At 67.5% G+C, this 22,039-nt stretch carries 17 protein-coding genes, 1 tRNA gene and 1 pseudogene; 14 read left to right on the top strand and 5 right to left on the bottom strand.

Annotated elements, in window-relative coordinates; translation table 11 throughout:
- The first annotated feature begins 51 nt into the window (after window positions 1-51).
- The 4 genes from IE302_RS15080 (at window position 52) to IE302_RS15095 (ending at window position 3,125) form a co-directional block, all read left to right on the top strand.
- Window positions 52-489, top strand: coding sequence for a MarR family winged helix-turn-helix transcriptional regulator (locus IE302_RS15080; RefSeq protein WP_191255146.1), 438 nt, complete (start codon window positions 52-54; stop codon window positions 487-489).
- Window positions 490-554: 65 nt separating this feature from the next.
- Window positions 555-627, top strand: a tRNA-Arg gene (locus IE302_RS15085).
- Window positions 628-859: 232 nt separating this feature from the next.
- A complete protein-coding gene (locus IE302_RS15090; RefSeq protein ID WP_191255147.1) occupies window positions 860-1,480 on the top strand; it encodes a hypothetical protein in 621 nt (206 codons plus the stop codon).
- Window positions 1,481-1,565: 85 nt separating this feature from the next.
- The gene (locus IE302_RS15095; RefSeq protein ID WP_191255148.1) at window positions 1,566-3,125 is read left to right on the top strand and encodes an alpha/beta hydrolase; all 1,560 of its coding nucleotides are present in this window, start codon (window positions 1,566-1,568) and stop codon (window positions 3,123-3,125) included.
- Window positions 3,126-3,165: 40 nt separating this feature from the next.
- Here IE302_RS15095 and IE302_RS15100 read toward each other — a convergent pair whose 3' ends face one another.
- Window positions 3,166-7,431 carry an alpha/beta hydrolase gene (locus IE302_RS15100; protein ID WP_191255149.1) on the bottom strand — a complete coding sequence of 1,422 codons (4,266 nt, stop codon included), beginning with the start codon at window positions 7,429-7,431 and terminating at the stop codon, window positions 3,166-3,168.
- Window positions 7,432-7,646: 215 nt separating this feature from the next.
- On the opposite strand from IE302_RS15100, the gene IE302_RS15105 reads away from it, so the two are divergent.
- The gene (locus tag IE302_RS15105; protein ID WP_191255150.1) at window positions 7,647-8,267 is read left to right on the top strand and encodes an SRPBCC family protein; all 621 of its coding nucleotides are present in this window, start codon (window positions 7,647-7,649) and stop codon (window positions 8,265-8,267) included.
- Between the two features lie 34 nt (window positions 8,268-8,301).
- A complete protein-coding gene (locus IE302_RS15110) occupies window positions 8,302-8,883 on the top strand; it encodes a P-loop NTPase family protein (RefSeq protein ID WP_191255151.1) in 582 nt (193 codons plus the stop codon).
- On the opposite strand, the gene IE302_RS15115 is transcribed toward IE302_RS15110, so the two are convergent.
- On the bottom strand, window positions 8,880-9,371 hold the full coding sequence (locus IE302_RS15115) for a GNAT family N-acetyltransferase (protein WP_191255605.1): 492 nt from the start codon (window positions 9,369-9,371) through the stop codon (window positions 8,880-8,882). The genes IE302_RS15110 and IE302_RS15115 overlap by 4 nt on opposite strands.
- Window positions 9,372-9,661: 290 nt before the next feature.
- On the opposite strand from IE302_RS15115, the gene IE302_RS15120 reads away from it, so the two are divergent.
- The 5 genes and pseudogenes from IE302_RS15120 to IE302_RS15140 all read left to right on the top strand — a co-directional run bounded on the left by IE302_RS15120 (window position 9,662) and on the right by IE302_RS15140 (window position 13,466).
- Window positions 9,662-10,279 carry a YbaB/EbfC family nucleoid-associated protein gene (locus IE302_RS15120; protein ID WP_191255152.1) on the top strand — a complete coding sequence of 206 codons (618 nt, stop codon included), beginning with the start codon at window positions 9,662-9,664 and terminating at the stop codon, window positions 10,277-10,279.
- Window positions 10,276-10,608 carry a hypothetical protein gene (locus IE302_RS15125; protein ID WP_373307981.1) on the top strand — a complete coding sequence of 111 codons (333 nt, stop codon included), beginning with the start codon at window positions 10,276-10,278 and terminating at the stop codon, window positions 10,606-10,608. Before IE302_RS15120 ends, IE302_RS15125 begins: the two co-directional genes overlap by 4 nt.
- The gene (locus IE302_RS15130) at window positions 10,605-11,858 is read left to right on the top strand and encodes a WXG100 family type VII secretion target (protein WP_191255153.1); all 1,254 of its coding nucleotides are present in this window, start codon (window positions 10,605-10,607) and stop codon (window positions 11,856-11,858) included. The genes IE302_RS15125 and IE302_RS15130 overlap by 4 nt, the downstream gene beginning before the upstream one ends.
- Before the next feature lie 421 nt (window positions 11,859-12,279).
- Window positions 12,280-12,582: pseudogene (locus tag IE302_RS15135) on the top strand (transposase); the annotation flags it as partial.
- The gene (locus tag IE302_RS15140) at window positions 12,582-13,466 is read left to right on the top strand and encodes an IS3 family transposase (RefSeq protein ID WP_191255155.1); all 885 of its coding nucleotides are present in this window, start codon (window positions 12,582-12,584) and stop codon (window positions 13,464-13,466) included. The pseudogene IE302_RS15135 and the gene IE302_RS15140, both read left to right, overlap by 1 nt.
- 96 nt (window positions 13,467-13,562) lie before the next feature.
- On the opposite strand, the gene IE302_RS15145 is transcribed toward IE302_RS15140, so the two are convergent.
- Window positions 13,563-18,152 carry a DUF7927 domain-containing protein gene (locus IE302_RS15145; RefSeq protein WP_229907773.1) on the bottom strand — a complete coding sequence of 1,530 codons (4,590 nt, stop codon included), beginning with the start codon at window positions 18,150-18,152 and terminating at the stop codon, window positions 13,563-13,565.
- Between the two features lie 221 nt (window positions 18,153-18,373).
- Here IE302_RS15145 and IE302_RS15150 point away from each other — a divergent pair, with 221 nt between their 5' ends.
- Complete coding sequence (locus IE302_RS15150) at window positions 18,374-18,751, top strand: RidA family protein (RefSeq protein ID WP_229907774.1); 378 nt, start codon at window positions 18,374-18,376, stop codon at window positions 18,749-18,751.
- Between the two features lie 318 nt (window positions 18,752-19,069).
- Here IE302_RS15150 and IE302_RS15155 read toward each other — a convergent pair whose 3' ends face one another.
- Window positions 19,070-19,774 carry an SDR family NAD(P)-dependent oxidoreductase gene (locus IE302_RS15155; protein WP_191255157.1) on the bottom strand — a complete coding sequence of 235 codons (705 nt, stop codon included), beginning with the start codon at window positions 19,772-19,774 and terminating at the stop codon, window positions 19,070-19,072.
- 94 nt (window positions 19,775-19,868) lie between these two features.
- Here IE302_RS15155 and IE302_RS15160 point away from each other — a divergent pair, with 94 nt between their 5' ends.
- Window positions 19,869-20,486 carry a TetR/AcrR family transcriptional regulator gene (locus IE302_RS15160; protein WP_191255158.1) on the top strand — a complete coding sequence of 206 codons (618 nt, stop codon included), beginning with the start codon at window positions 19,869-19,871 and terminating at the stop codon, window positions 20,484-20,486.
- A 57-nt stretch (window positions 20,487-20,543) separates the two neighbouring features.
- Window positions 20,544-21,125 (top strand): hypothetical protein, encoded by a 582-nt coding sequence (locus IE302_RS15165; protein WP_191255159.1) that lies wholly within the window; start codon window positions 20,544-20,546, stop codon window positions 21,123-21,125.
- Here the strand turns inward: IE302_RS15165 and IE302_RS15170 are convergent.
- The gene (locus tag IE302_RS15170; protein WP_229907775.1) at window positions 21,058-22,011 is read right to left on the bottom strand and encodes an SDR family NAD(P)-dependent oxidoreductase; all 954 of its coding nucleotides are present in this window, start codon (window positions 22,009-22,011) and stop codon (window positions 21,058-21,060) included. The genes IE302_RS15165 and IE302_RS15170 overlap by 68 nt on opposite strands.
- Window positions 22,012-22,039 lie beyond the last annotated feature (28 nt).

Genomic DNA, 22,039 nt, shown 5'->3' on the forward strand with positions numbered 1-22,039 from the left:
CAACGCTAGCAGGGTTCGTTGGTCGCGCCAACGGTTCGGTACGCTGCCCCGATGAGCACCGCCCCCGCCCGACTCCGCGCCAAGGCCAGCTGGCTGGTCAACCAGGCCGCCACCGTGGCCCACCGGCTCGCCATGGACGAGTTCGCCCGCAGCGGCGCCCGCCGGTACCACTACGGGATCCTCGCCGCGATCGACGAGAACGGCCCGTCGAGCCAGGCCACCTTGAGCCGCTGCACCGGCATCGACCGCAGCGACGTCGTCGCCGTCATCAACGAACTCGCCGACGCGGGCTACGTCGAACGCGCCCCCGATCCCGCGGACGGGCGGCGCAACCTGATCACCCTCACCGACACGGGCACGCGACGTTTGGGACACCTGGAAGACCTGGTCAGCGAGACCCAGGGCGTCTTCCTCGCCCCGCTCGACCCCGCCGAACGGGAACAGCTGACCCGGCTCCTGGCCCGCGTCGTCGAGCACCACCAGGGTTAACGACCACCTCGCGCGAGGAGGCCGCGCGGGGTGCGCTAAGCTTCACGAGTCGCTCAGGCGGCAACGCCCTCGTAGCTCAGGGGATAGAGCACTGCCCTCCGGAGGCAGGTGTCGCAGGTTCGAATCCTGCCGAGGGCACACTTCCGATCAGATGAACTCCGTTCGCCAGACGGCAATCTGGAATTCCGACAGTGCGATAGCACTTTGTCGACCAGTCACAGCCGGTATCAATGCCAGCAGAATTGTCCGCACATTCGGAAATTCTTCGCACACCCATGTTGCTCCATGCGAGTGACACATGATTGCCATCTGTCACATCCAGCGAAGATCCTTGCTAGCTTCCGGGCAACCGACTTGAGGGGTCTGGGCGATGACAGGGGATCTCGGGCGACGGGCGGCCTTCGGGATGGCGGCGACCGCCGGCGGCGCGTTGCTGGCCGGTGGAACCGCGGGCGCGACGGAGTCCACTGCCGACTCCGCGATGAACGACAAGCACCAGGTGAGCCCGTCGTTCACCGTGGTGGACAAGCGAGGACGGCAGCGGTTCCTGCTCGACAGCCGCAAGCCGCCGCTGATCGTCGACGGCCAGACCTACCCGCCCGAGCGGCGCTCCGGGCCGGAGAACGGCTCTTATCTGATCTTCAACGACGAGACCGGAGACGAAAAGGGCGGCCTGCTCGTCCACCCCACCGGCGGCCACATCGCCTTCGACTATCCGCACGCGGTGGACGGGATCAACCTCAGCCTGTCCGCGAAGGACGGTGTGGGCGGCGCGGGCCTGACCATCAACGGCATTCCGGATCCCGACGCCGGACCCGGCGTCCGCGCCACGCCGCGCGCGCTCTTCGGCTGCCACACCGCCTTTGGCGCGCAACTGGCGTTGTGCGATTCCCAAGGGCGTCCGCGAATCGTGCTCCAGGTCGACGAGAACGACCGGCCGACCATCAAGATCCTGGACGGGGACGGCAAGACCGTCAACGAACTCGCCTAGGCGTCTCTCCGATCTTCGTGAATGCCCGGACGGGACGCCGGGATTGCCGCTACATTCCCCAGGTCCGATCGAACTGGGGGTTCGAATGAGGAGATTCCTCACCATCGGCCTGACCGCGCTGCTCACCTTGGGCACCGCGGCGGCCGTCAGTACACCGGCGCGAGCCGTTTCGCAGCTCGACTTCGGGGCCTGCCCGGCGGATGTCGCCCAGGCGTACCCGGCGCTGAAATGCGCGACGGTCAACGTCCCGCTCGACTATTCGCGGCCGTTCGGCGCGCGGATGGACGTGCTCGTCTCGAAACACACCAGCACCGACCCGGCGAAACGACGCGGCGTGCTGTTCGTCAATCCCGGCGGTCCGGCGGGTTCCGCGGTGATGCAGGCGGGAAAGCTGTCCCTTCCGGACGCGACCGGGTACACCCGGCTGCCCAAGGAAGTGCTGGAGGCCTACGACATCGTCGGCCTCGATTCCCGCGGCACCGGCCACAGCCAGCCGCTCAGCTGCGTCGGCGAGGACTACTGGCGCCAGCTGCAGCCCGACCCGGACCGGCCTGAGGAACGGGACAAGAGCTGGGATCGCTGGAAGGCTTTCGCCCGATCCTGCGCGGAAAAGAACGGCGACAAGCTGCAGCACACCGGCAGCCGCAACGTGATCCAGGACATGGACCGCGTCCGCACGCTGCTCGGCGAGGAGAAGATCAGCTACCTGGGCTATTCCTACGGCACCTATCTCGGCAGCGCGTATGCCGAGCGATATCCGGACCGGGTCGACCGGATGGTCCTCGACAGCTCGATGAACCCGGTGGAACCGCAGATGTGGTACGGGAACTCGACCGGTCAGGTCACCGCGGGAGTCGCTCGCGAAAAGGCCTACTTGAGCTGGATCGCCCAGTACGACAACGTTTTCCACCTCGGCAAGACCTACGAGGAGGTGAACGCGGCCTGGCAGAAACTGCTCGGTGACTTCCGGAAGGCGCCGCGCGGGCCGTCGAAGAACGTCGGCGCGGTGGAACTGTTGGACGTCTACATCGCCAACCTCTCCCACGAGCTCTACTGGGAGCCCCTCGCGAAGGCGATGGCCGACTACGTGCTGCGCGGCGACGATCGCGCCGTGCTGGACTGGGCGACCCCATCGGGTGGCGCGGCGGGCGAGAGCTTCATCGCGGGGATGATCTCGATCGCCTGTGTCGACTCCGACGCTCCGACGGACCGCACGAAGATCGAACGCGACTTCGGCGAGCTGGCCAAGACCAGCGATTTCGCCTGGTACAACGTGTCGATCCCGTCGGCCTGCGCCAACTGGCCGGTACACGACCAGCGGATCGTGCCGTCGGGGAAGAACCTGCCGCCGATCCTGATGTTCGGTGTCGAAGGAGACTCCGCGACGCCGTACGCGAACACGATCGCGATGCACCGGCAGTTGCCCACTTCGGTGCTGGTGACCGAACGCGGGGCGGGGACCCACTGCGTGTTCGGCAGCCACCCGTCGATGGTCAACCGGGAGGCGCAGCGGATCGGCAAGGAATACCTCGTCGACGGCCTGCTCCCGAACGGTGACCTCGACATCGCGCCGCATCCCCTGCCGGTACCGAAGGCGGGAACCGCGACGGCCGCGCGTCCGGCCGTCGTTTCACAGCACTCGTGACATCCGCTGGCCCGTCCCGGTTTTCGCCGGGGCGGGTCAGCTATGCGATTCCCTTGATCGGCTGATCCCAGTGCGAGAGCACGAGTTTCGCCAGCGTTTCGACGACCTCGGGGCGGCGGCGCGCGACCTCCCTCAGCGGCAGTGACCACGAGTCGTTCTTCCAGGCGCCTGCCAGTTGCTCGCAGGCCAGCTTGTCGTGCACGGGACCGTCGCCCAGCGCCGAGGCGAGACGCAGGTGCTCAGCGGGTTGTTTTCCCCCGTCGCTCCACGACTCCGAGATTTCGGCGGCGACATGAGTCGCGAGCAGGTCTTGCCCGCCTCGGGTCAGAACGGACACCAGTCGGGTCAAATACGCCGCGCGGGACTCGATTCCCCTGATTTTCAACGACCTGATCGTCGTCACCAGAGTCGACAGGTGCCCGGTGACGGATCCTTGCACGCTCTTGGGCAACTCGCAGAGGGCGCGGACGACGGCGAGGTACGCGTCCGGCTGCCGAAAGCCGGACAGGGAATGACACTGGTCGGCCGCGGCCCGCAGTCGTCGCTCCGCGTCGTCCGCCCGGCCGGCGACGGCGTAGGCGACCATTCCGTCGAGAACCGTGTCAAGTTTTTGGGCGGCCAGGTCCGCCGATCCGCTGTCGTCCATCGAAGCCAGGACTCGGTTCAAAGCCTCTTGCTCCCCCAGCACGGCCAGTTCCCTGGCCATCCTCGCCTGTGCGCCGAGCCTCGCACCGGCGGGAAGAGAAACGATCAGGGTTTCCCCTTCCTCGATTCGCCCGCTCTTGACCAGCATGACGACCAGATCGCGCACGGAAACGAAGGACGACACCGCGGACAGCTCTTTTCCCGCGGCGAGCCAGGCATCCGTGAAAGTGCGCTTCTCCGCGAAATGATAGCCCGGACGGCCGGCGAAGGACTCGGCCAGCGACTGGGCCTTGTCCCATGCTTTCGACACCGTGAAAGCGGCCATGCAGTAGTAGTACGAGGAATAGCGATCGTTTCTTTCCTCTATCCTGGCGATGGCCGTTTCGGTCAGCTTGACAGCTGTGTCGTGGTCGCCGAATTCAGCCGCCGCCAGCGCGAGCTGTCCCATCGCGGTGGCTCCGAGCCGGGGAGCGAGTTCGTCGAGATGCTTTCGGGCCAGTGCGATCGTCCGCCGGGTCAGGCTTTTCTCGCTCTCGGCCGTCACCAGCGCCATCGCCAGGTCACCGAGAGCGTAAGCCCGTTCTTGCAGGTTGTCCTTTGTGCGATGGATCTGTTCCGCCTGAGCCGTCCAGACCCGGGCCTGCCGCACCGCCTGTTCCGAGGGGGCACCGGTGGCCACGTCGAACGGTTCCGCCGTGACCAGGATCCTGGCCCCTTCGAGCAGACTTCCCGCCCGGATGCTGACGGTCGCATTAAGAAGATCGTGTTCTCGGTGATAGCTCGTCGCGACCACTTCGGCTTCGGTGATCAATTGCCTGATCCGAGGTTCGTCCGGAACCGGATCCAGACATCGGAAGACCGCGGCCAGCGCCTTGACGGTCGCATACGGATCCCGGAAAGAACGCGCCACTCGCAGAGCGTCTTCCCAGCGGCCGACGGCGGTCAGGCGCATGGCCAGCCGGACGAACACCCACTCTCGCGGCCCCGGGGCATTCGCCGAACGGATGTCACGGAGGGCCGATTCGTAGTCGTCCATGGCGATACGCGCCAAGCACAAGTCGGTGACCGTGTCGGCGTCTTTCTCCGGTCGCGGCCCGGTCGCAAGGAAGTCTTCGGCCCTGCCGAGCATCGGTTCGGCTTGTTCGCGGTCGGTCGGCATCAAACCGGCGGCGGCAGCGGCCAGCAGCCTGGCCTTGAGCTCGTTCGTATCTGCTCGGGCGACCAAGGCTTCGATACGACCTACGTCACCGAGTCTCACGAGGAGCTTCACCACCGCGACCGCGTGGTCCGGCTGCAGACCCTCCGTCACGGAATCCAGCAGTCGCAGGGCCTCCTCGGTCCGGCGCGTCTCGGCATGGCCCCGGGCCAGCGCGATCGTGCCCCACGGCCAAGCCGTCCGGTCGGCGAGCTCCCGCGCTTCGGCGTCGCGGTGAGCGACGGTCATGGCGGTGACGATGGCCATCTTCGCCACCCGGTGGGAGTTACCCCACGGCTCCTCCGGCACCTGTGACAGCCAGGCCACGGCAGTGTCGATGTCACCGGTCTCGGCCACTCTCGCTATCAGCCTGTCCCAGGCCCACGTAGTGTTTTCGGCGACCTCCGCGAGGCTTTTGGCCCTCCCCGGCTGACCCAAGAGCACCAGGATCGTCGGCAGGCCGGTCAGTGGCCTCTTGACATGGGTCTCGAGTTCGTCGCGGAAGAACGCGAGGGTACCGATGGCGGCCAGGTCCGAAGGCTCATCAGCGACGTACAGCGCCAGTGCGGTCTTGATCTCTCGCAGCGCGTGGACGTCGTCGCCGGTCTGTGCCAGCAGCCACTGATGTCGTGTGGGGTCGGTCGTCAACGACAGCGATCGTGCCCGGTCCTTCCGGTCGACGAGCATCGCGAGATACCCCCGCAGCAGAAACCGGGAAGGCGCGTCCGGCCAGCCCTGCTCCCGGTGGCGATCGATCCAGCGGTGAATCCGGTCTCGGTGCCGGTCGAGCTCTTGCGTCGAGTGGATGGCCAAGGCCGTCGTGCGGAGGTCGTCGTGGCCGAGCACGTACATGTCGTCGCGACGAACGAAGCTGCGACCGGTCCGGGTGCCGAGGCGATATTCGACGTCTTGAGCCGTCGAGCCGATCAGTCCGGCCAGTTCGTCCGCGGTCAGGCCACTGCCCGCCACGGTCAGCAGGCCCAGGAGATCCCGGTCGCGGGGCTCGCCTTTCAGGAGTCTCCGCAGTTCCTGTTCCATCTCCCGCCGCACGTCCCGAGCCGCTCGCGACGGGGACAGCCGCCGGACGATCGTGTCGTCGCGCAGCGGATGACTCGACGGGACATCGAGCGGTGCCAAGGGATTCGGGCGTCCGGTCACGATCACCCGCGTACCCGAGGGCGGCCGCGACGGCAGTAGCGCGGCGATGCTTCGCGCGTCCGGGTCGGTGGTCACCCCACTGTCTTCGTCGAGGCCGTCGACGAGGAGCACCAGCCGCTTGCCCACTGCTTCGCACCTGCTCGCGGCGTCGGCGAGCAGCTTCAGCAGGTAGGACTCCCGGGTGTTCTCCGTGAGGTCCCGCCGGTCGGCCCCGAGCAGTGCTTCGAGTTGCTCCACTACGTTCTCGACGAATCCCGCCCGGTCGTTGTGCCCCTGCAGCCGCGCGGTGACGAAGAAGGAGACGATCCGTACGTCTTCCGGGGGATGCAGGACGAACCACGACATCAACGCCGACTTGCCCGTCCAGGCCTCTCCCCGCCACCACCGGTAGGGGACGTCCACTTCCTCCGCGGTGCAGAACTCGGTGAGCGCCGCGAGTTCCTCCTCCCGCTCGGAGAGTTCCGCGGGTGCGATCTGCGTGACCTGGTGCCAGTAGCCGCTGTCTTCCGGCGGCCCGGGACCCGGGGGTGCGGTCCCGCCCGCTTTCACCGCTTCGGCGATTCCGGCGACGAAACGCTTGATCTGCCCGTAAACCAGGTCGTTCCGCTCGACCGGTTTGCAGATCTCGATGTGGTTCGCGTCCACCGGGATGGGTGTCTGGCCCGGGATGCCGGGATCGGCCGAGCCCGCGTCGACCACGTGCACACCGCGGGTCGACCGCGTCTCGTAGAAGATCTTGTGCCCGATTCGCACCTGGGGATCCGTGGCCCAGTTCCGGTACCGGGTGTTGAGCTGGCGCAGATGCGCGCTGTTGCGTTCCAGGGCGCCGACCGCCACTGTTCTCCGGAACACGACGCCCAAAGCCTTGACGATCGCCTTCGTGGCGACGTCGGAACCGGTGTGCGGGGTGGCCAGGAACACCACGCCGCGGGTGGCGGTGGCGAATTCGGCGTAGCCCGAGCGGCTTTCGGCCGCGTGCAGCAGCATCTCCTTGACCACCAGGCCGCCCATACTGTGCGTGACGAAACACAGCGGACGCTGCCCGATCCCGTCGTTCTCCAGCCGCGCGAGCAGGTTGATCGCCCGGTCCTGGATCGGCATCGCGTGCCCCAGCCAGCCACTCGACGCCGCGTCGTACCCCAGCGACCAGACGGCCAGCCCGCCGACCTCCTCCGCCAGCCACTCCGGCCAGAACGAATCGCTCGTCCCGGCAGACCAGCTCTCGCGGGCATCGCCGTCCAGACCGTGCACGAAGACGACGTCGACCACCGGGTCCTCGCCGACGCACACCTCGACGAGATCGGTCACGCCGCACCCCCGGACTTTTCCATCCCAGAACGAACCGCCCGACCCGGCGGTGCTGGGTAGTCGCTCCGGGCTTCGGGCTTGTTACGCACTCGATCACCGTCGATGAACGCACCGTCATCCGGGATCTCGACGACGTTCCCTCGTTGACACCACTCCCGTTTCGCTATAGGTTCTAACCATAGCGATATCCACTAACAAGACCGGAGGAAAATCTCATGTTCGGCATTCGCGCCGCCTTGCTCACCGTCCCGCTGGCCCTGACGGGCGTCCTCGGCGCCACGGCACCCGCCCAGGCCGCCACTCCCGCGCACGGCACGAAGCCGGCTTCGCTGACCTGCCAAGGCAAAGGCATCGACCGGACGGCCAAGGTGCACTACCGCACCGAGACCTTCATCAAGGCGCCGCTGCGCACCATCTGGAACCTTCAGACCGACGTCGAGGCCTGGCCGACCTGGCAGAACCCCGTCATCCCGGTCGAAATGAAGCGTCTGGACCCCGGCCCGCTGCGCAAGCATTCGCGGTTCCAGTGGACGATCCCCGTCCCGCCCGGCATGCCCTACCCGCCCGGTGACGTGACCATCGTGTCCACCGTCCGGCAGCTCCAGCCGGGCAAGTGCCTCCGCTGGACCGGTCCCCTCGACGGCCCCGGCGGCATGCACATCGACGGCGTCCACGTCTGGAACTTCGTCAAGGTTCCCGGCGGCGTCGTCGTCCGCACCGAGGAGAGCCACACCGGACCGCAGGTCGACAAGGACGTGCCGGGCTCCACCGAAATGCTCGGCCAGGGCCTCGAAATCTGGTTGAAGGACCTCAAGAAGGCCGCCGAAAACCGGTAGGGGCCCGCCCTGGCCGCTCCCTATGCTCCCGGACATGGAGATCATCGGGCCGGACGACGCCCTTCCCGGACGGCGGATCCGGCGGGCCGCGGTGGCGGGTCCCGCCGGATCCGGGAAGTCGACGCTGGCGCGAACCCTGTGCGAGCGCATGGGACTGCCGTTCGTCGAGTTCGAGTCCTTTTTCCACGGTCCGGGTTGGACGGTGCGGGAGACCTGGCAGGCCGACGTCCTGGAGTTCCTCGACGGCGAAGAGTGGGCCATCGAGTGGCAGGGCGAAGAAGTCCGGGAGCGGATGACCGCACGACTGGACGTGCTGGTCTGGCTCGATCACCCGCGGGTCATGACCATGACCCGCGCCGTCGTCCGGACGCTGAAACGCCGCGTCGGGCGTGGCTCGAAGATCGCCGGCGGCAACGTCGAGGGACCGCTGCACACGTTCTTCACCGATCGCGACCACATCATCAGGCTCGCCTGGCGCTATCACCCGATGATCCGGGCCCGCGTCCACAAGGTCATCGAGGAGAACCGTTACCCGGACCTCGTCATCGTCCGCCTGCGCGGGCAGCGTCAGGTCGACCGCTGGCTCGACGGGGCCCTCGCCCGGAATCTCCGCTAGCGAAGCTCCCGGACACGCCAAACCACGCCGAGCGCGGGGTCTCCGGTGGAACTCGGCTCGATCCTGTCCACTGTGAACCCTTCGCGCTCGTAGAACGCCCCGGCTCGTTCGTTGGCCGCGAAATGCTCGATGTACACCCGCTCGGCGCCCTCGGGCAACTGTCCTATGAGGGCGTCGAGCAGCCGGACACCCAGCCCGCCACCACGATGGCGGGGATGCACGTAGAGCTTGTAGATCACGTGATCGTCGCCGTGGAGACCACGCTGCCCGACGCCGGCCAGGTGCCCGCCGTCGTCGGCGACCACCACCGCGCCGCGGGCCACGGCACCGCCGATGTTCGTCTCGTGCCACCACATCCGGACCTGCTTGGCGGCGGCTTCCTCGCCGATCAGCGGCGCGTAATGCGCTCGGACGTGCTCCTCTCCGAAGCGGCAGATGGCCATGACTTCGTCCCGTTCGGCGTTCCGAACCACCGGTCCGGTTCCCATCACGCCGCCTTTCCTTCGCACGTCGTCCTGATCTGACACGCGCACGGACCTTTCGGGCAAACCCCGGTCATCGAGGGTTGTCCGGGTACCCGCGCGGTGGTACCGATACGAGCGAACCAGCTCCCGGCCGATCGCGAAAGGTCCGCAGGGCTTCACTGCGGACCGGAAACGACTGGTCTACCCTCCCGAGGAGAAGGCTGGGGTGTTTCCCGCGGCGTCTTCGGAGGCCGGTACCGACCTCTCGCGAACCCCATCATTCGTGCCCGATCCGAACCGAGCCAAGGCGACGCATGCAACCCAATTTCGATGCAGGTGAGGACTTCGCCCTTCTTCTGGAGCGAGAAGCCAAGAAACTCGAAGAGAAGGCCAAGGCCCTGTCCGAGGCGTTCACCGCCTCGGCGTCCACGGTGCAGTCCCCCGACGGCACGGTGAAGGTGACGGTCGAGGCCAACGGCTCGCTGAGCGCCATCGAGTTCGGCAACCGGGCGACTTCGATGAGCCCGGCCAAGCTCTCCTCGATCGTCATGCAGACCGTGCGTCAGGCGCAGCGCCAGACCGTCGAGAAGGTCACGGAGTCCTACACCGAGATCAACGGCGAGGACGAGGCAGCCCAGCTGGTCCGGACCTTCCTGCCGAAGGTCGAGGAAGAGGAAGGCGCCCAGGACGGTTCCGAACAGGACAAGTGGGCTCCGGAGGCGCACAACGAGGACCCGCGTCAGCAGGCCGGGTACCGGCCGCCGCCACCCCCGGGCTACCGGCAACCGCCACCCCCGGCGGGTTACCGGCCCCCGCAGCAGCCGGGCTACCCGCCGCAACAGCCGGGCCGTCCCGCACAGCAGCCGCCTCCCGCGTCTCCCCGGCCCCGGCGACCGGCCAATCCCGACGACGATGAAATGAGCCCCTGGTGAGCGGATTCGAAGTCAAGACCGAGGACATGACGGCGTTCGCCACGCATCTCGACAAGCTCGAGGACGCGCTGAAGAAGAGCGCCGACATGGTGGGCAGCTGTGTGGCGGACCCCGGAATCTTCGGCATCTTCGGCGGCCAGATCTACGGCGCCGGCGCGAGCATGCATTGCGGAAAAGCCCGGGACCACCTAAACAAGTACTCGGACAACGTGAAGGAGTTCTCCGACAGGGTGCGCGAAGCCGCGAAGAAGTACGACGCCAACGAAGCGGAAACCGAGAAGCTGATCACCGCGGCGGGCGACGGCATCGAGGAGGTGAAGGTCAAGTGAGCGACGAGTACCACCGTAACGATTTCGGGAACGGCAGCGGCACCAAGGCCGAGGACTTCAAGGACGAGAAGAACAACTTCCTCGCGGGCAGCGGCGACACCGCGGGCGCGGGCTTCTTCGACTCCGCCTTCGCGCTGAAGAAGGCCGTCGACTCCGGCGACCAGCTCAGCATCGGCCTGGCCTCCGCGGGTATGGCCATCGAGATCCTCGGCATGGTCGTCGACCCGATCGGGTCACTGCTCACCGCCGGGATCGGCTGGCTGATCGAGCACATCGTCATCTTCCGCTGGCCGCTGGACTTCCTGCTGGGTGACCCGAAGGGCATCGAGGCTGCCAAAGAGGCGATCTACAACGAGGGCAAGGAAGTCAAGCAGTGGGCGGAGGACCACAAGACCGCCACTGACAAGCTGGCGGAGAAGTGGAAAGGCGAGTCCGCCGACAACTTCATCTCCGACATGCAGGGCGTCAGCGCCCAGATCGACGCGCTGTCGGACTACCTCAACCTCGCCGGTAAGCAGATGGGGATCGCCGGTGCCATCATCGGCGCCGTCCGCGGCATCGTCCGCGACATCATCGCCATGACCCTGGCGGGCATCCTCAAGGCCGCGATCGTGGCGGTGGCGCTCGCGCCCGTCACGTTCGGCGGTTCGATCATCGCGGCGATCACCTCCATCATGACCACGGTCGGTGTGGCGATCGCCAAGATCGCCAAGCAGATCGCCGACTGCGCCAAGCGGCTCGGCGAGATGATCAAGATCCTGGTCAAGACGCGCGGCGCGGCCGACGACGTCGTCAAGCTGACGCTCGGTGGCGGCAAGATCAAGCTGCCCAAGCCCCCGCCCAAGGGGGGTCACCCGATGCCCCCCGGCAAGAAGCCGATCGAAGGCCCGCCCGGCAAACCGCCCGCCGACAGCACGCCGGACGGCAAGCCCCCGAAGCCGGACGGCAAGCCCGAGAAGCTCAGCGACATGCCGCTCAGGGTCGTGCGCGAGAAGCTGACGCAGTCGCTGGAGAAGCTGCCCAAGAAAGAGCAAGACGAGATCCTGAAGAAGTTCGACTACTGGAACTCCTTCCCGATCGGCGACCTGCACAAGAAGTTCCCCAAGGTCGCGGACGCGCTCGAGAAGACGGTCAAGGTCCTCAGCGACCCGACCTACGGCGCGTCGGGCATGGCCGGGAAGACCATCGTCGAACTGACGAAGGGCATCCCGCCCGCCGCGAACGAAAAGCCGCCGGAGGGCGACGAGTGACCGGGTAGGACTTCAAGCCCGGTGCGGGTGTCCACACAGGACATCCGCACCGGGCTTTTTATTGAGGGGCAAGGCCAAGGTGTTGTGTTTTGTCGCTCGCGCATACATCGACCCCCGGGTGTTGTGAAAGCCACTTTCGCAACCTTGAAGGTTGCGAAAGTGGCTTTCACAACACTCTCGGATGGAGTGCCCCTTGCCGACCGCAAGGACCCGAGGTGAAGGGGACATTTCGCGCGCGATGAGGCGAAAGTCCCCTCCACGCCGCTGATCGCCGACGAACACCGGTCCGTGAAGGCCTCCTTGAGGGCCCCAGAGTCCCTCAAGGAGGCCTTCACGGACTTTGGGCTTGACCCGTTTTGGCGGACATCTCGGATCAGGGGCGCGGGTAGCGTCGCTGGGAAGGATGTTCATGATGGTGTCCATGGGCAAGAAGAAGCCTCAGCGGGCTCGGCGGGTGTTCACACCGGAGTTCAAGGCCGAGATCGTGGGGATATGCCAGCGTGGTGAGCGGTCGATACCGCAGGTGGTGCACGATTTCGAGTTGACCGATTCCGCGGTACGGAAGTGGATCAAGCAGGCCGAGATCGACGCGGGGGCCCGGGCCGACGGCCCGACCAGCGGCGAGCTGGACGAGCTGGCGGCGTTGAAGGCCGAGAACCGCCGGCTTCGTGAAGACGTCGAGATCCTGAAACGAGCCACGGCTTTCTTCGCGAACGAGACCCGGTGAACGTGTATCCGTTCATCGAGGCGGAGAACGCCCGCGCCACCGGCAACGTGAAGCGTTCCTGTGAGCTACTTCAGGTCTCCCGAGCCGCCTATTACGCCCACCGCGCCACCGCCGGGTCCCGCCGCGACCGCGACGACACCACCCTCATCCGGAAGATCACCGAGATCCACGCCCGCTCCGCCGGCACCTACGGCGCCCCGCGGATCCACGCGGAACTGGCCGCGGGCGGGGACCGGCACGGACGGAAACGGATCGCCCGGCTGATGCGCGCCCAAGGCCTGCGCGGCCGGATGGCCCGACGCTGGCGCACCACCACGATCCCCGATCCCGGGGCCGGTCCCGCGCAGGACCTCATCCACCGCGACTTCACCCCAGGCGCCACCGTCAACCAGCGCTGGTGCGGCGACATCACCTACATCCACACCTGGGAAGGCTGGCTCTATCTGGCGACGGTGATCGACATCTCCTCCCGCCGCGTCGTCGGCTGGGCGACCGCGGACAACCTGCGCACCGACCTGATCGACCAGGCACTACGCGCCGCGGTCACTCAACGCCGACCCGGCCCCGGAGTGATCTTCCACTCCGACCAAGGATGCCAATACACCTCCAGCCAGTACACACGCCTCGCGCGCGAGCTCAACGTTCGCCTGTCGGTGGGACGCAAAGGCGAATGCTGGGACAACGCCGTCGCCGAATCATTCTTCGCCACCATCAAAACCGAACTGCTCGACCGGCAAGCCTGGCCCACCAAAACCTTGGCACGCAAGGCAATCTTCACCTATATCGAAGGCTGGTACAACACCCACCGACGACACTCCAGCCTCGACTACCACAGCCCAGCAAGCTGGGAAACCCTCCACAACCACACACAAGTAGCCTAACCACAACCCTCAACAACCCTGTCCGCCAAAACGGGGCAACCCCACTTGACACCCGACAAGACACCTTTGCCTTACCCCTCAATAGTGTCTTCTCGCTCAGCGCGCCCGGCGGCGGGCGTACCGCAGCATCCAGACCCCCGCCAGCAAGGCAGCGAAAGCCAGCGCCAGCAGATCACCGGTGTGCGAACCGGTGGAGGCCAGCGGTCCCGGGCCCGGCGGCCGGACGGGATCCGGCGGATCCACCGGTGGCGTCGGATCGACAGGCGGCGTCGGCGGCTCGCCCGGGGTGACCGGCGTTTCGGTCGAGCAGCCGGGTTCAGCCGCGGTGACGCAGTTGGCGCCGGGCGTGGTGGAAGTGACCGCGTTGCGCAGCTTGCCTTCCCCGGAACCGGCGGTGACCGAGTAAGTCACGACGACCTTCTGGCCGACGGCGAGCTTGCCGTGCCAGCGAAGCGTTTTCCCGGTCAGTGCGACCGATCCGCTCGTCGCTTTCGCGTCACCGTTGTACGTCGCTCCACTGAGGACACCGCTCAGGTCGTCGGTCACGACGGCGTCGTCGTAGACGCCGGTGCCGGTATTGGTGAGGGAAAGCGTGTAGACGACCTTGCCGCCCGGGGCGACGCTGCCCGACGGCGACGCCGACTTGGCGATGACCATCGAAAGCACCGGGGTGCGGGTGGAACAGGCGGGATCCGCCTGCCCCGACGGCGGACAGTTGGTCCCCTCGTCACCTGAGACGGCGTTGTCCAGGAAGTGGTCCCCGCGCGTGGGTTTCGCGACAGTGGCCGAGTAGGTGACGGTCACCGTGGCCCCTGGAGCGACAGTGCCGGTCCAGGTCAGTTTCGGTGCCTTGTAAGCGACGCTGCCCGCGGTGGCCTTCGCGTCCTCGTTGTAGGTCGCGTCGTCGAGGACCTTGGTCAGATCGTCCGTGAACGAAGCACCCGGATACGGCGCCTGACCGGTGTTGCGCACGACCACCGTGTACGTGACCTTGCCGCCCGGCGCGGCCACCGCCGGGTCGGCCGACTTCGTGATGCGCAACGCCGGTGTCGGCAGTTCGTTGCGGCAGTCGGGGTCTTCGGAGCCCTCTTCGCAGTTGGATCCGGACCCGGTGACCACGTTGACGAGGCGCTTGTCCCCCTTGTTGGTCACGACGACCGAATAGGTGATGGTGGCCTTGTCACCGGGAGCGAGCGAGCCGGTCCAGGTCAGGGCCGGTTTCACGACGGTGACGGTCACCGTGCCGGTGTCCGTCTTCGCGTCGCCGTTGTAGGTGGCGTCGTCCAGCACGCCGGAGAGGTCGTCGGTGAACGACGCGGTGGGATCCGTTGCCGCGCCGACGTTTTCGACGGTGACGGTGTAGGTGACCGTGTCGCCGGTCTTGACCTCCTCGGGGGTGGCCGTCTTGCGGATCTTCAACGACGGCACGGGAGTGACCGTCCCGCAGTCCGGATCGGCCGAATCCGGTGGGCAGTTGCCGTCCGGGGTCCCGACGACGGCGTTGGTGAGTTTCTTGTCGCCGCCGGGCGGGCTGTTCACGGTGACGGAATAGGTGATGGTCACCGTGGCACCGGCCGCGACGTCGCCGGTCCAGGTCACCACCGGGGCCTCGTAGCCGGTGGTGCCGCCGGTCGCCGTGGCGTCGTCGTTGTAGGTCGCGTCGTCGAGGACACCGGTCAGGTCGTCGCGGACCCGCGCTCCCGGATAGGCCGCGGTCCCGGTGTTCTCGACGCGCACCGTGTAGGTGAGCCGCTCGCCCGGCCGGGGCGCGGACGGCTCGGCGGTCTTGACGATCTTCAGGGAGGCGATCGGGGTGACGGCGGAGCAGTCCGGATCCGTCGAGCCGGGCGGGCACGTCGAGTCGTCGGTGCCGGTCACGGCGTTGCGCAGCGTCCGGTCCCCGGCGGGCGGCTTGTTCACGGTCACCGAATAGGTGATGGTCACCGTGGCACCCGCCGGCAGGTCCGCCGTCCAGGTCAGGTTCGGCTCCGCGTACGCGACGGTGCCCGCCGTGGCCCGCGCGTCCCGGTTGTAGGTCGCGTCGTCCAGTGCGCCGCTCAGATCGTCGGTGAACCGCGCGTCGCGGTAGACGCCGGTCCCCGGATTGCTCGCGGTCACCGTGTAAGTGACGATCTGGCCCGGCTTCGCGCTCGCCGGTGCCGCGGTCTTGGCCAGCACCAGCGCCCCGAGCGGGGTTTCGGTCGCGCAGTCGGGATCACCGCTGTTCTCCGGGCAGGTCGAGCCGTCCGGTCCGACGACGACGTTGGTCAGCCGCCGGTCCCCGGCGGGCGGTTTGCCGACGGTGACCGAGTAGGTGACCGTCGCCGTGCTCCCCGCGGCGACGTCACCGGACCAGGTGAGTTTCCGGCCCGGCTCGTCGAAGGTGGTGGCGCCCGCGGTGGCGGAGGCGTCGCCGTTCCACGTGGCGTCGTCGAGGACGCCGGTCAGGTCGTCGCTGAACGAGGCGCCCGGGTAGGCCGCAGAGCCGACGTTGCGCACCTTCACGGTGTAGGTGACCTTGTCGCCGGGCATGGCCGAGGCCGGGCTCGCGGTCTTCTTGATCTCCAGGGCGCCGATCGGGGTCACCGTGCCGCAGGCCGGGTCCGTGCTGCCCGGCGGGCAGGTCGAACCGTCCGGACCGGTGACCGCGTTGCGCAGCACCTTGTCCCCGGCCGGCGGCGTGCCGACCTTCACCGAATAGGTGATCGTGACGGTCTTCCCGGCCGGGATGTCCCCGGTCCAGGTCAACGTCGTGGTCGCGCTGTCGTAGCCGGGTTGTGCCGGGGTGGGCGTCCCGTCGGCCTTGGCGACGGCGTCACCGTTGTAGGTGGCGTCGTCGACGACCCCGGACAGGTCGTCGGTGAGCTTCACCCCTGCCGCGGCCGATCCGTCGAGGGTGCGCGCGGTCAGCGTGTAGGTCACGACGTCGCCGGGTTTGGCCGAGTCCGGGGCGGCCGACTTCGTGATCACGACCGCGTTGATCGGCTCGTCGGTGCCGCAATCCGGGTCCGTGGCGCCATCGGGGCAGGTGGAGCCGTCCGGTCCGACGACGGCGTTGGTCAGCCGCTTGTTCCCGCCCGGCGGGTCGGCGACGGTCACCGAATAGGTGATCGTGACCGTGCTGCCCTTCCCGACGGTACCGGCCCAGCGCAGGGTCTTTTCGGTCGCGGAGTAGGTCACGAGGCCGGTGGTCGCGGTGGCGTCGCTGTTGTACGCCGCGTCGTCGACCACATCGGACAGATCGTCGACGGCGGTGGCGTCCGCCCAGTCGGCCGTACCGTCGTTGGTGAGCTTGATCGTGTACGTGACCTTCTGGCCCGGCATGGGCTTCGCCGGCGCGCTGGTCTTGACGATCTTCAACGTCGCCACGGCGACCTGCGCGGTGCACTCCGGGTCATTTCCGCCCTCGGCGCAGTTGCTGTCCGGGACGGTCACGACGTTGTCGAGCTTCTTGTCGCCGCCCGGTGGCGAACCGATCGTCACCGAATAGGTGATCGTCACGGTCGCGCCGGGATCGAGGTCGCCGGTCCAGGTCAGCCGCTTCCCCGCAGCGTCGTAGCGGGGTTTCGCCAGCTCGGTGCCGCCGGACAGGGCTTTCGCGTCGTCGTTGTAGGCGGCGTCGTCCACCACTCCGGTCAGATCGTCGGTGACGACCGTCCCGGGCGCCGTCGCCGTTCCCTCGTTGGCGACCGTGACGGTATAGGTGACCTTGTCGCCCGGTTTCGCGTCGGTCTTGTCCGCCTTCTTGGCGACCACGAGCCGTTTCGTCAGATCCGGGGCGATCGAGCAGCTGGCGAGGTCGGTGATGGGCCAGGTCCCGCCGGATTCGGAGGTGATCCGGCCGACCTGGTTGGTGTGCGCGTTGCCGCCGGGCACCTGCCGGGAAACACCGGTGCGTGGGTCGACCTTGTACAGCGCGCCACCGTAGTAACCGAGGTAGATCGACCCGTTCAGGAAGGCCATGCCGTAGTTGTTGAAGCCGTTGGACGATCCGGGACCGGTGACCTTGACCGCTTGGGTGGTCTCGCCGGTGTCCGGATCGAAGCGGTAGATGTAGCTCTGGCCGCCGTAGACGATCCCGTAGTACACCCCGCCGGAGGAATCGACGAACAGGTCGGGGACGAGCGATCCCCCGGTGAAGACGGGGTCGTTCGCCGGAACGGGCTTCAGCGTGGACCCGCGGGAGAAGGTCTTCGTCGCGCCACTGGCGAGATTCATCGCGAACAACACCGGCGCCCCGCCGTTCTGCGCGCCGTAGAGCATCCCGGTCGCGGGATCGGCGCCGAGTCCGCCCCAGTTGACCCCGGCGGGGAGCTTGCGGGACTCGCCTCCGGCGATCTCGTCGGTGACGGTGTTCGTGCCCGACACGTGCTTGTAGAGCGTGAGATTCCCGGTGGTGTAGCTGGAGTAGAACGCGGCGACCCGGCCGGTGTCCGGATCCTTGCCCAGCGCCAGGTTCGTCGACCAGTAGTCCGGTGGGCCCGCGCCCGCGCGCTTGCTGATCACCGTGTTCTGGATCTCCGCGTCCCCCGCGGCGCCGGCACGGAACTGCATGCCGGAGCGGAAATTGCTGTAGTACAGGTGGTCGCAGTCGAACGTCGACGGATCGTTCTCGCCCTGCACCGGCCACGTCGCCGCTTGCGCCGTCCCCGTCGTGACCAGGGTTCCGAAAAGGACAGCGAGCACTGTGCCGAAGGAAAAGACCCTTCGTGACAACGGTTTCAGTGCACGACGCCGGCGCTGAGCGACGACCACGACGAGCCTCCCGGTGACGAGCGAACTCAGCCCGACGCTACAAGCCGCTCCGGGAGCCTCAACTCGAAAGCCGGGTCGCCACCTGAACGTGTTCGATCATGGGTGAGTCGAAACCGGTTCCGCTCCGGCCGCCACTGTGCTTTCGTTCGGGCATGACTGAACGGGTGAACATCTCCTCCGGCGGGGACTTCGAGCAGATCTTCGGTTACAGCCGGGCGGTGCGCGTCGGCGACCACATCCACGTTTCCGGGACGACGGCTCGCGAACCGTTCCGTTCGGGAGACGCGTACGAACAGGCGTCGGCCGTGCTTTCGATCATCGAGACCGCGCTGCGGGAGGCCGGTTCCAGCCTGGCCGCGGTGGTGCGCACGGTCACCTACGTCACCGACATCAAGGACGCCGAACTGGTGGCGCGGGCGCATCGCGAAGCCTTCGGCGACGTCCTGCCCGCGGCCACCATGGTCGAGGTCACGGCGTTGCTCGACCCGAAGATGAAGGTCGAGATCGAGGCCTACGCCATCGAGAAGTAACCAGTACATGAAGGCCCCCTTCCTGTACCTAGGCGCAAGGAAGGGGGCCTTCATGTACCTCAGGCGCGCGAGGGCGTCGGGACCGAGGGCTCACCTCCGCCGTCCTTCTCTGGCTGTCCGCGAAGGTCGGGTTTCTCCGGCTGAGCCGAGGAAAGGGGGCCTTCCCGCGCTCTCTCTGCGACCTCTGGTGCGCCTGTGGCGAACGTGGCGATCACCGAGTCCGTGAAGGCACAGAACCCGTCCGGCCGGGTTGGTCGTGAGTGGTAAGTGACGTTAGAACGACATTTACCACTCACGACCACCTCGACCCACTCCGTCTTACTTCCCGAAAGAGCCGACCAGCGCTTCGGGAGACTCCCGCGTCGCGTAAAGCTTCCAGAAGGCATCGGCGAAGACGTCCGGGTGGATCACCTCGGGCTCGAAGTCCAGCGGGCTCGATGTGAGCACCCGATGCGGGACGCTGCCCTCGATCAGCGCACCGACGTTGACGGCCCCGGCATAGATGCCCTTCTCGGCGAGTACGGCGTTCAGGTTGTGGAAGTAGTTCCGCAGCGCGGCCTGCGCCATGCCCGCGTTGCCGAGGAACGGCGCCGGGTGCAGGCCGGATTGGCCCGCGGTGAACAGGATCGCGCCGTCGCCGCGCTCGGTCATGCCCGGCAGCACGGCCCGGACCAGCGCCACCGCGGACACCAGGAACCGGTCCAGGATCAGCCGCAGGTTCTCCGGATCGACGTCGAGCACCGGCACGATCCCCTCGCCCATGCTCCCGCCGCCGGGGTTGAAGGCGACCGCGTCGATCCGGCCGATGGCGGTGACGGCGGCCTCGATTCGCGCCGGTTCGTAGACGTCGGCGACGAATCCGCTCGCTTCGATGCCGTCGCCGTCCAGTTCCGCGACGAGCGCGTCGAGATTCTCGGTGGTGCGCGCGACGAGGGCGATACGGAAGCCCTCGCGGCCGAAACGGCGGGCGAGCGACAGCCCCAGCACCGGTCCGGCGCCGAAGATCGCGAGCGTTTTGGTCATGGTTCCTCCCAGCGCAGATAAGTTGAGGATACCCTCAACTTCTTCGAAGGTACACACAACTTGAGGCCACCTTCAACTTGACTACGATGCGGGCATGACCAAACCCCTGCGGAAGGACGCCCAGCGCAACCGCGACCTGCTGATCGAAGCCGCCAGGGGGCTCTACGCGGTGCGCGGCCTCGACGTCGCGCTCGAAGAGATCGCCAAGACCGCCGGCGTCAGCATCGGCACGCTGTACAACCACTTCCCCCAGCGCGCGGATCTGGTGAACGCGGTGTTCGCCGACCGGGCCGAGACCGTCGCGAAGCTGGCCGAACACGCCCTGTCCCTCGACGACGCCTGGGCCGGGCTGACGTCGTTCATCGAACGGGTCTGCGAACTGCAGGCCGCCGATCGCGGCTACAACGAGCTGGCCTCGACGCGGCCGCCGCAGGCCGAGGACCTCGAACGCGGGTACGAACTCATGACCCGGGTCGTCGAACGCGCCAAGGAGAGCGGGGCGCTGCGCGAGGACTTCACCCTTGCGGACATGGCCTTCGTGACCTGGGGAATCGCACGCACCGTCGAGGCTACATCGGCCGTCCGGCCGGAGGTCTGGCGCCGCCATCTCGCCCTGCTGTTCGACGGGATGCGCGCGCCCGCCGCGAACCCGTTGCCGGAACCGCCGCTGCTGCCCGGCGAGCTGGCCGGGATCATGGGCGACTGCGACTGAAACCGGCAGGCAACCCAAGACCCCTCCGGGGCGTGTTCACCCCGGAGGGAAGGTCCTATGAAGACGAAAATTCTGTTCGCCGCCCTGCTGGGGGCTCTGTTCGCGACGACGGCTTGTTCGGGTGAGGCTGCTCCCCCTGCGACACCGGCGACGGTCACGGTCACCCCGTCGCCGACCCCGCTCCCGGGGCCGGACGCCAAGACGGTGGCCTGGCTGGACGGGATGTGCGGCGCGATCCACGGTTACGTGAAGGCCAGCAACGACCACGCGAGCAAGCAGGGTTCCGGCGTCGAGGTGACGAGGCCCTGGCTGAGCCAAGACCTCGGTGTCCGCGCCGAGCTGGCGGGCAAGGTCGTCGACGAGCTGAGCGCGCTGCCCGCGTCGCCGGTCCCTGGCGGAGACGCGGCAAGGAAGTCCCTTGTGGACAGTTACACGGCGGCGAGGGACGCGGCGGCGGAAGGGAAGCGGAAGCTGGACGCCTCCAAGAGCCAGGCCGCGCTGGACGCCGGTCTCAAGGCACTGGACGCGGCGCAGAAGCCGCTCACGGAGACCACCGATCCCTTCGCGTCGATCAAAATGGACACACCGGAACTGCTGGCCGCCGCGTCCGCCGCCAAGAAATGCGCTCCGGGCTCTTGAGTTTTCCAAGTACATGAAGGCCCCCTTCCTTGCGCCTATCGCAAGGAAGGGGGCCATCATGTACTTCAGCCGGGCGGGGTGAACCGAGCACGGCCGAAGCGATGTCCGTCGCCTCACCCATCCTCGGCAGGCCGTGAACGTTCAACGGCCCCCAAGCCTTCTTGAACTGCGCCCACTGGTCGTCCGGAACACCCGGCGGGCGCACCAGCTGGGTGTCGATCGTCCCCGGGTCGATCGCCAGCACCCGGATCCCCTTCGCGCCATAGTCCAGCGCCGCCGCGCGCACCAGCCCTTGAACGGCGCGTTTGCTCGACGTGTAGGCGGCGTGCCCCGGCCTGGTCTGCTCGGCCTGCGCGGACGCGGTGCAGACGATCACCCCGCCGCCCGCCTTCAGCAGGTGCGGTATCTCGTGCTTGATCGAGAGGAACACCCCGCGCGCGTTGGTGCGCTGCACGTTCTCCCATTCGTCGAGGGAGATCTCGTGCAACGGCTTGCCGAGGTGGATCCCCGCGTTGTTGAACGCGATGTCGAGCCTGCCGTACCGGACGGCGACACCGTCCACAAAGGCCTGGAACTGCTCGGGGACCCGGACGTCCGCGCGAAGGTAGGTCGCTCCCCCGCCCGCCCGGCGGATCTCCCGTTCGACCTCGCGGCCGAGGTCTTCCCGCCTGCCGCAGAAACCGACCTTGGCACCGGCCGCGGCGAAGGCGATGGCCGTCGCCCGGCCGATCCCCGACGTCGCCCCCGTGACGATCACGACCTTGCCCGCGAACCGCCCTTGCCCCCGCCGCGGCTCCTGCGCCGTGGCCGTGTTCGCCGCCAGCATCGCGACACCGGCCGCCGCCGCGCCCCCGAGCACCGCGCGTCTGCCCACTGCTTCGCCCACAGATCCCTCCAGGTGGATAGCTTCACCT

Origin of the sequence: Amycolatopsis oliviviridis (assembly GCF_014654365.1) — a bacterium.
GTDB classification, from domain to species: Bacteria; Actinomycetota; Actinomycetes; order Mycobacteriales; family Pseudonocardiaceae; genus Amycolatopsis; species Amycolatopsis oliviviridis.

What these genes read in the sequence shown, in the direction of transcription:
- IE302_RS15080 (WP_191255146.1), top strand. Translation starts at nt 52, where the DNA reads ATGAGCACCGCCCCCGCCCGACTCCGCGCCAAGGCCAGCTGGCTGGTC.
- IE302_RS15090 (WP_191255147.1), top strand. Translation starts at nt 860, where the DNA reads ATGACAGGGGATCTCGGGCGACGGGCGGCCTTCGGGATGGCGGCGACC.
- IE302_RS15095 (WP_191255148.1), top strand. Translation starts at nt 1,566, where the DNA reads ATGAGGAGATTCCTCACCATCGGCCTGACCGCGCTGCTCACCTTGGGC.
- IE302_RS15105 (WP_191255150.1), top strand. Translation starts at nt 7,647, where the DNA reads ATGTTCGGCATTCGCGCCGCCTTGCTCACCGTCCCGCTGGCCCTGACG.
- IE302_RS15110 (WP_191255151.1), top strand. Translation starts at nt 8,302, where the DNA reads ATGGAGATCATCGGGCCGGACGACGCCCTTCCCGGACGGCGGATCCGG.
- IE302_RS15115 (WP_191255605.1), bottom strand. Translation starts at nt 9,371, where the DNA reads ATGGGAACCGGACCGGTGGTTCGGAACGCCGAACGGGACGAAGTCATG.
- IE302_RS15120 (WP_191255152.1), top strand. Translation starts at nt 9,662, where the DNA reads ATGCAACCCAATTTCGATGCAGGTGAGGACTTCGCCCTTCTTCTGGAG.
- IE302_RS15150 (WP_229907774.1), top strand. Translation starts at nt 18,374, where the DNA reads ATGACTGAACGGGTGAACATCTCCTCCGGCGGGGACTTCGAGCAGATC.
- IE302_RS15155 (WP_191255157.1), bottom strand. Translation starts at nt 19,774, where the DNA reads ATGACCAAAACGCTCGCGATCTTCGGCGCCGGACCGGTGCTGGGGCTG.
- IE302_RS15160 (WP_191255158.1), top strand. Translation starts at nt 19,869, where the DNA reads ATGACCAAACCCCTGCGGAAGGACGCCCAGCGCAACCGCGACCTGCTG.
- IE302_RS15165 (WP_191255159.1), top strand. Translation starts at nt 20,544, where the DNA reads ATGAAGACGAAAATTCTGTTCGCCGCCCTGCTGGGGGCTCTGTTCGCG.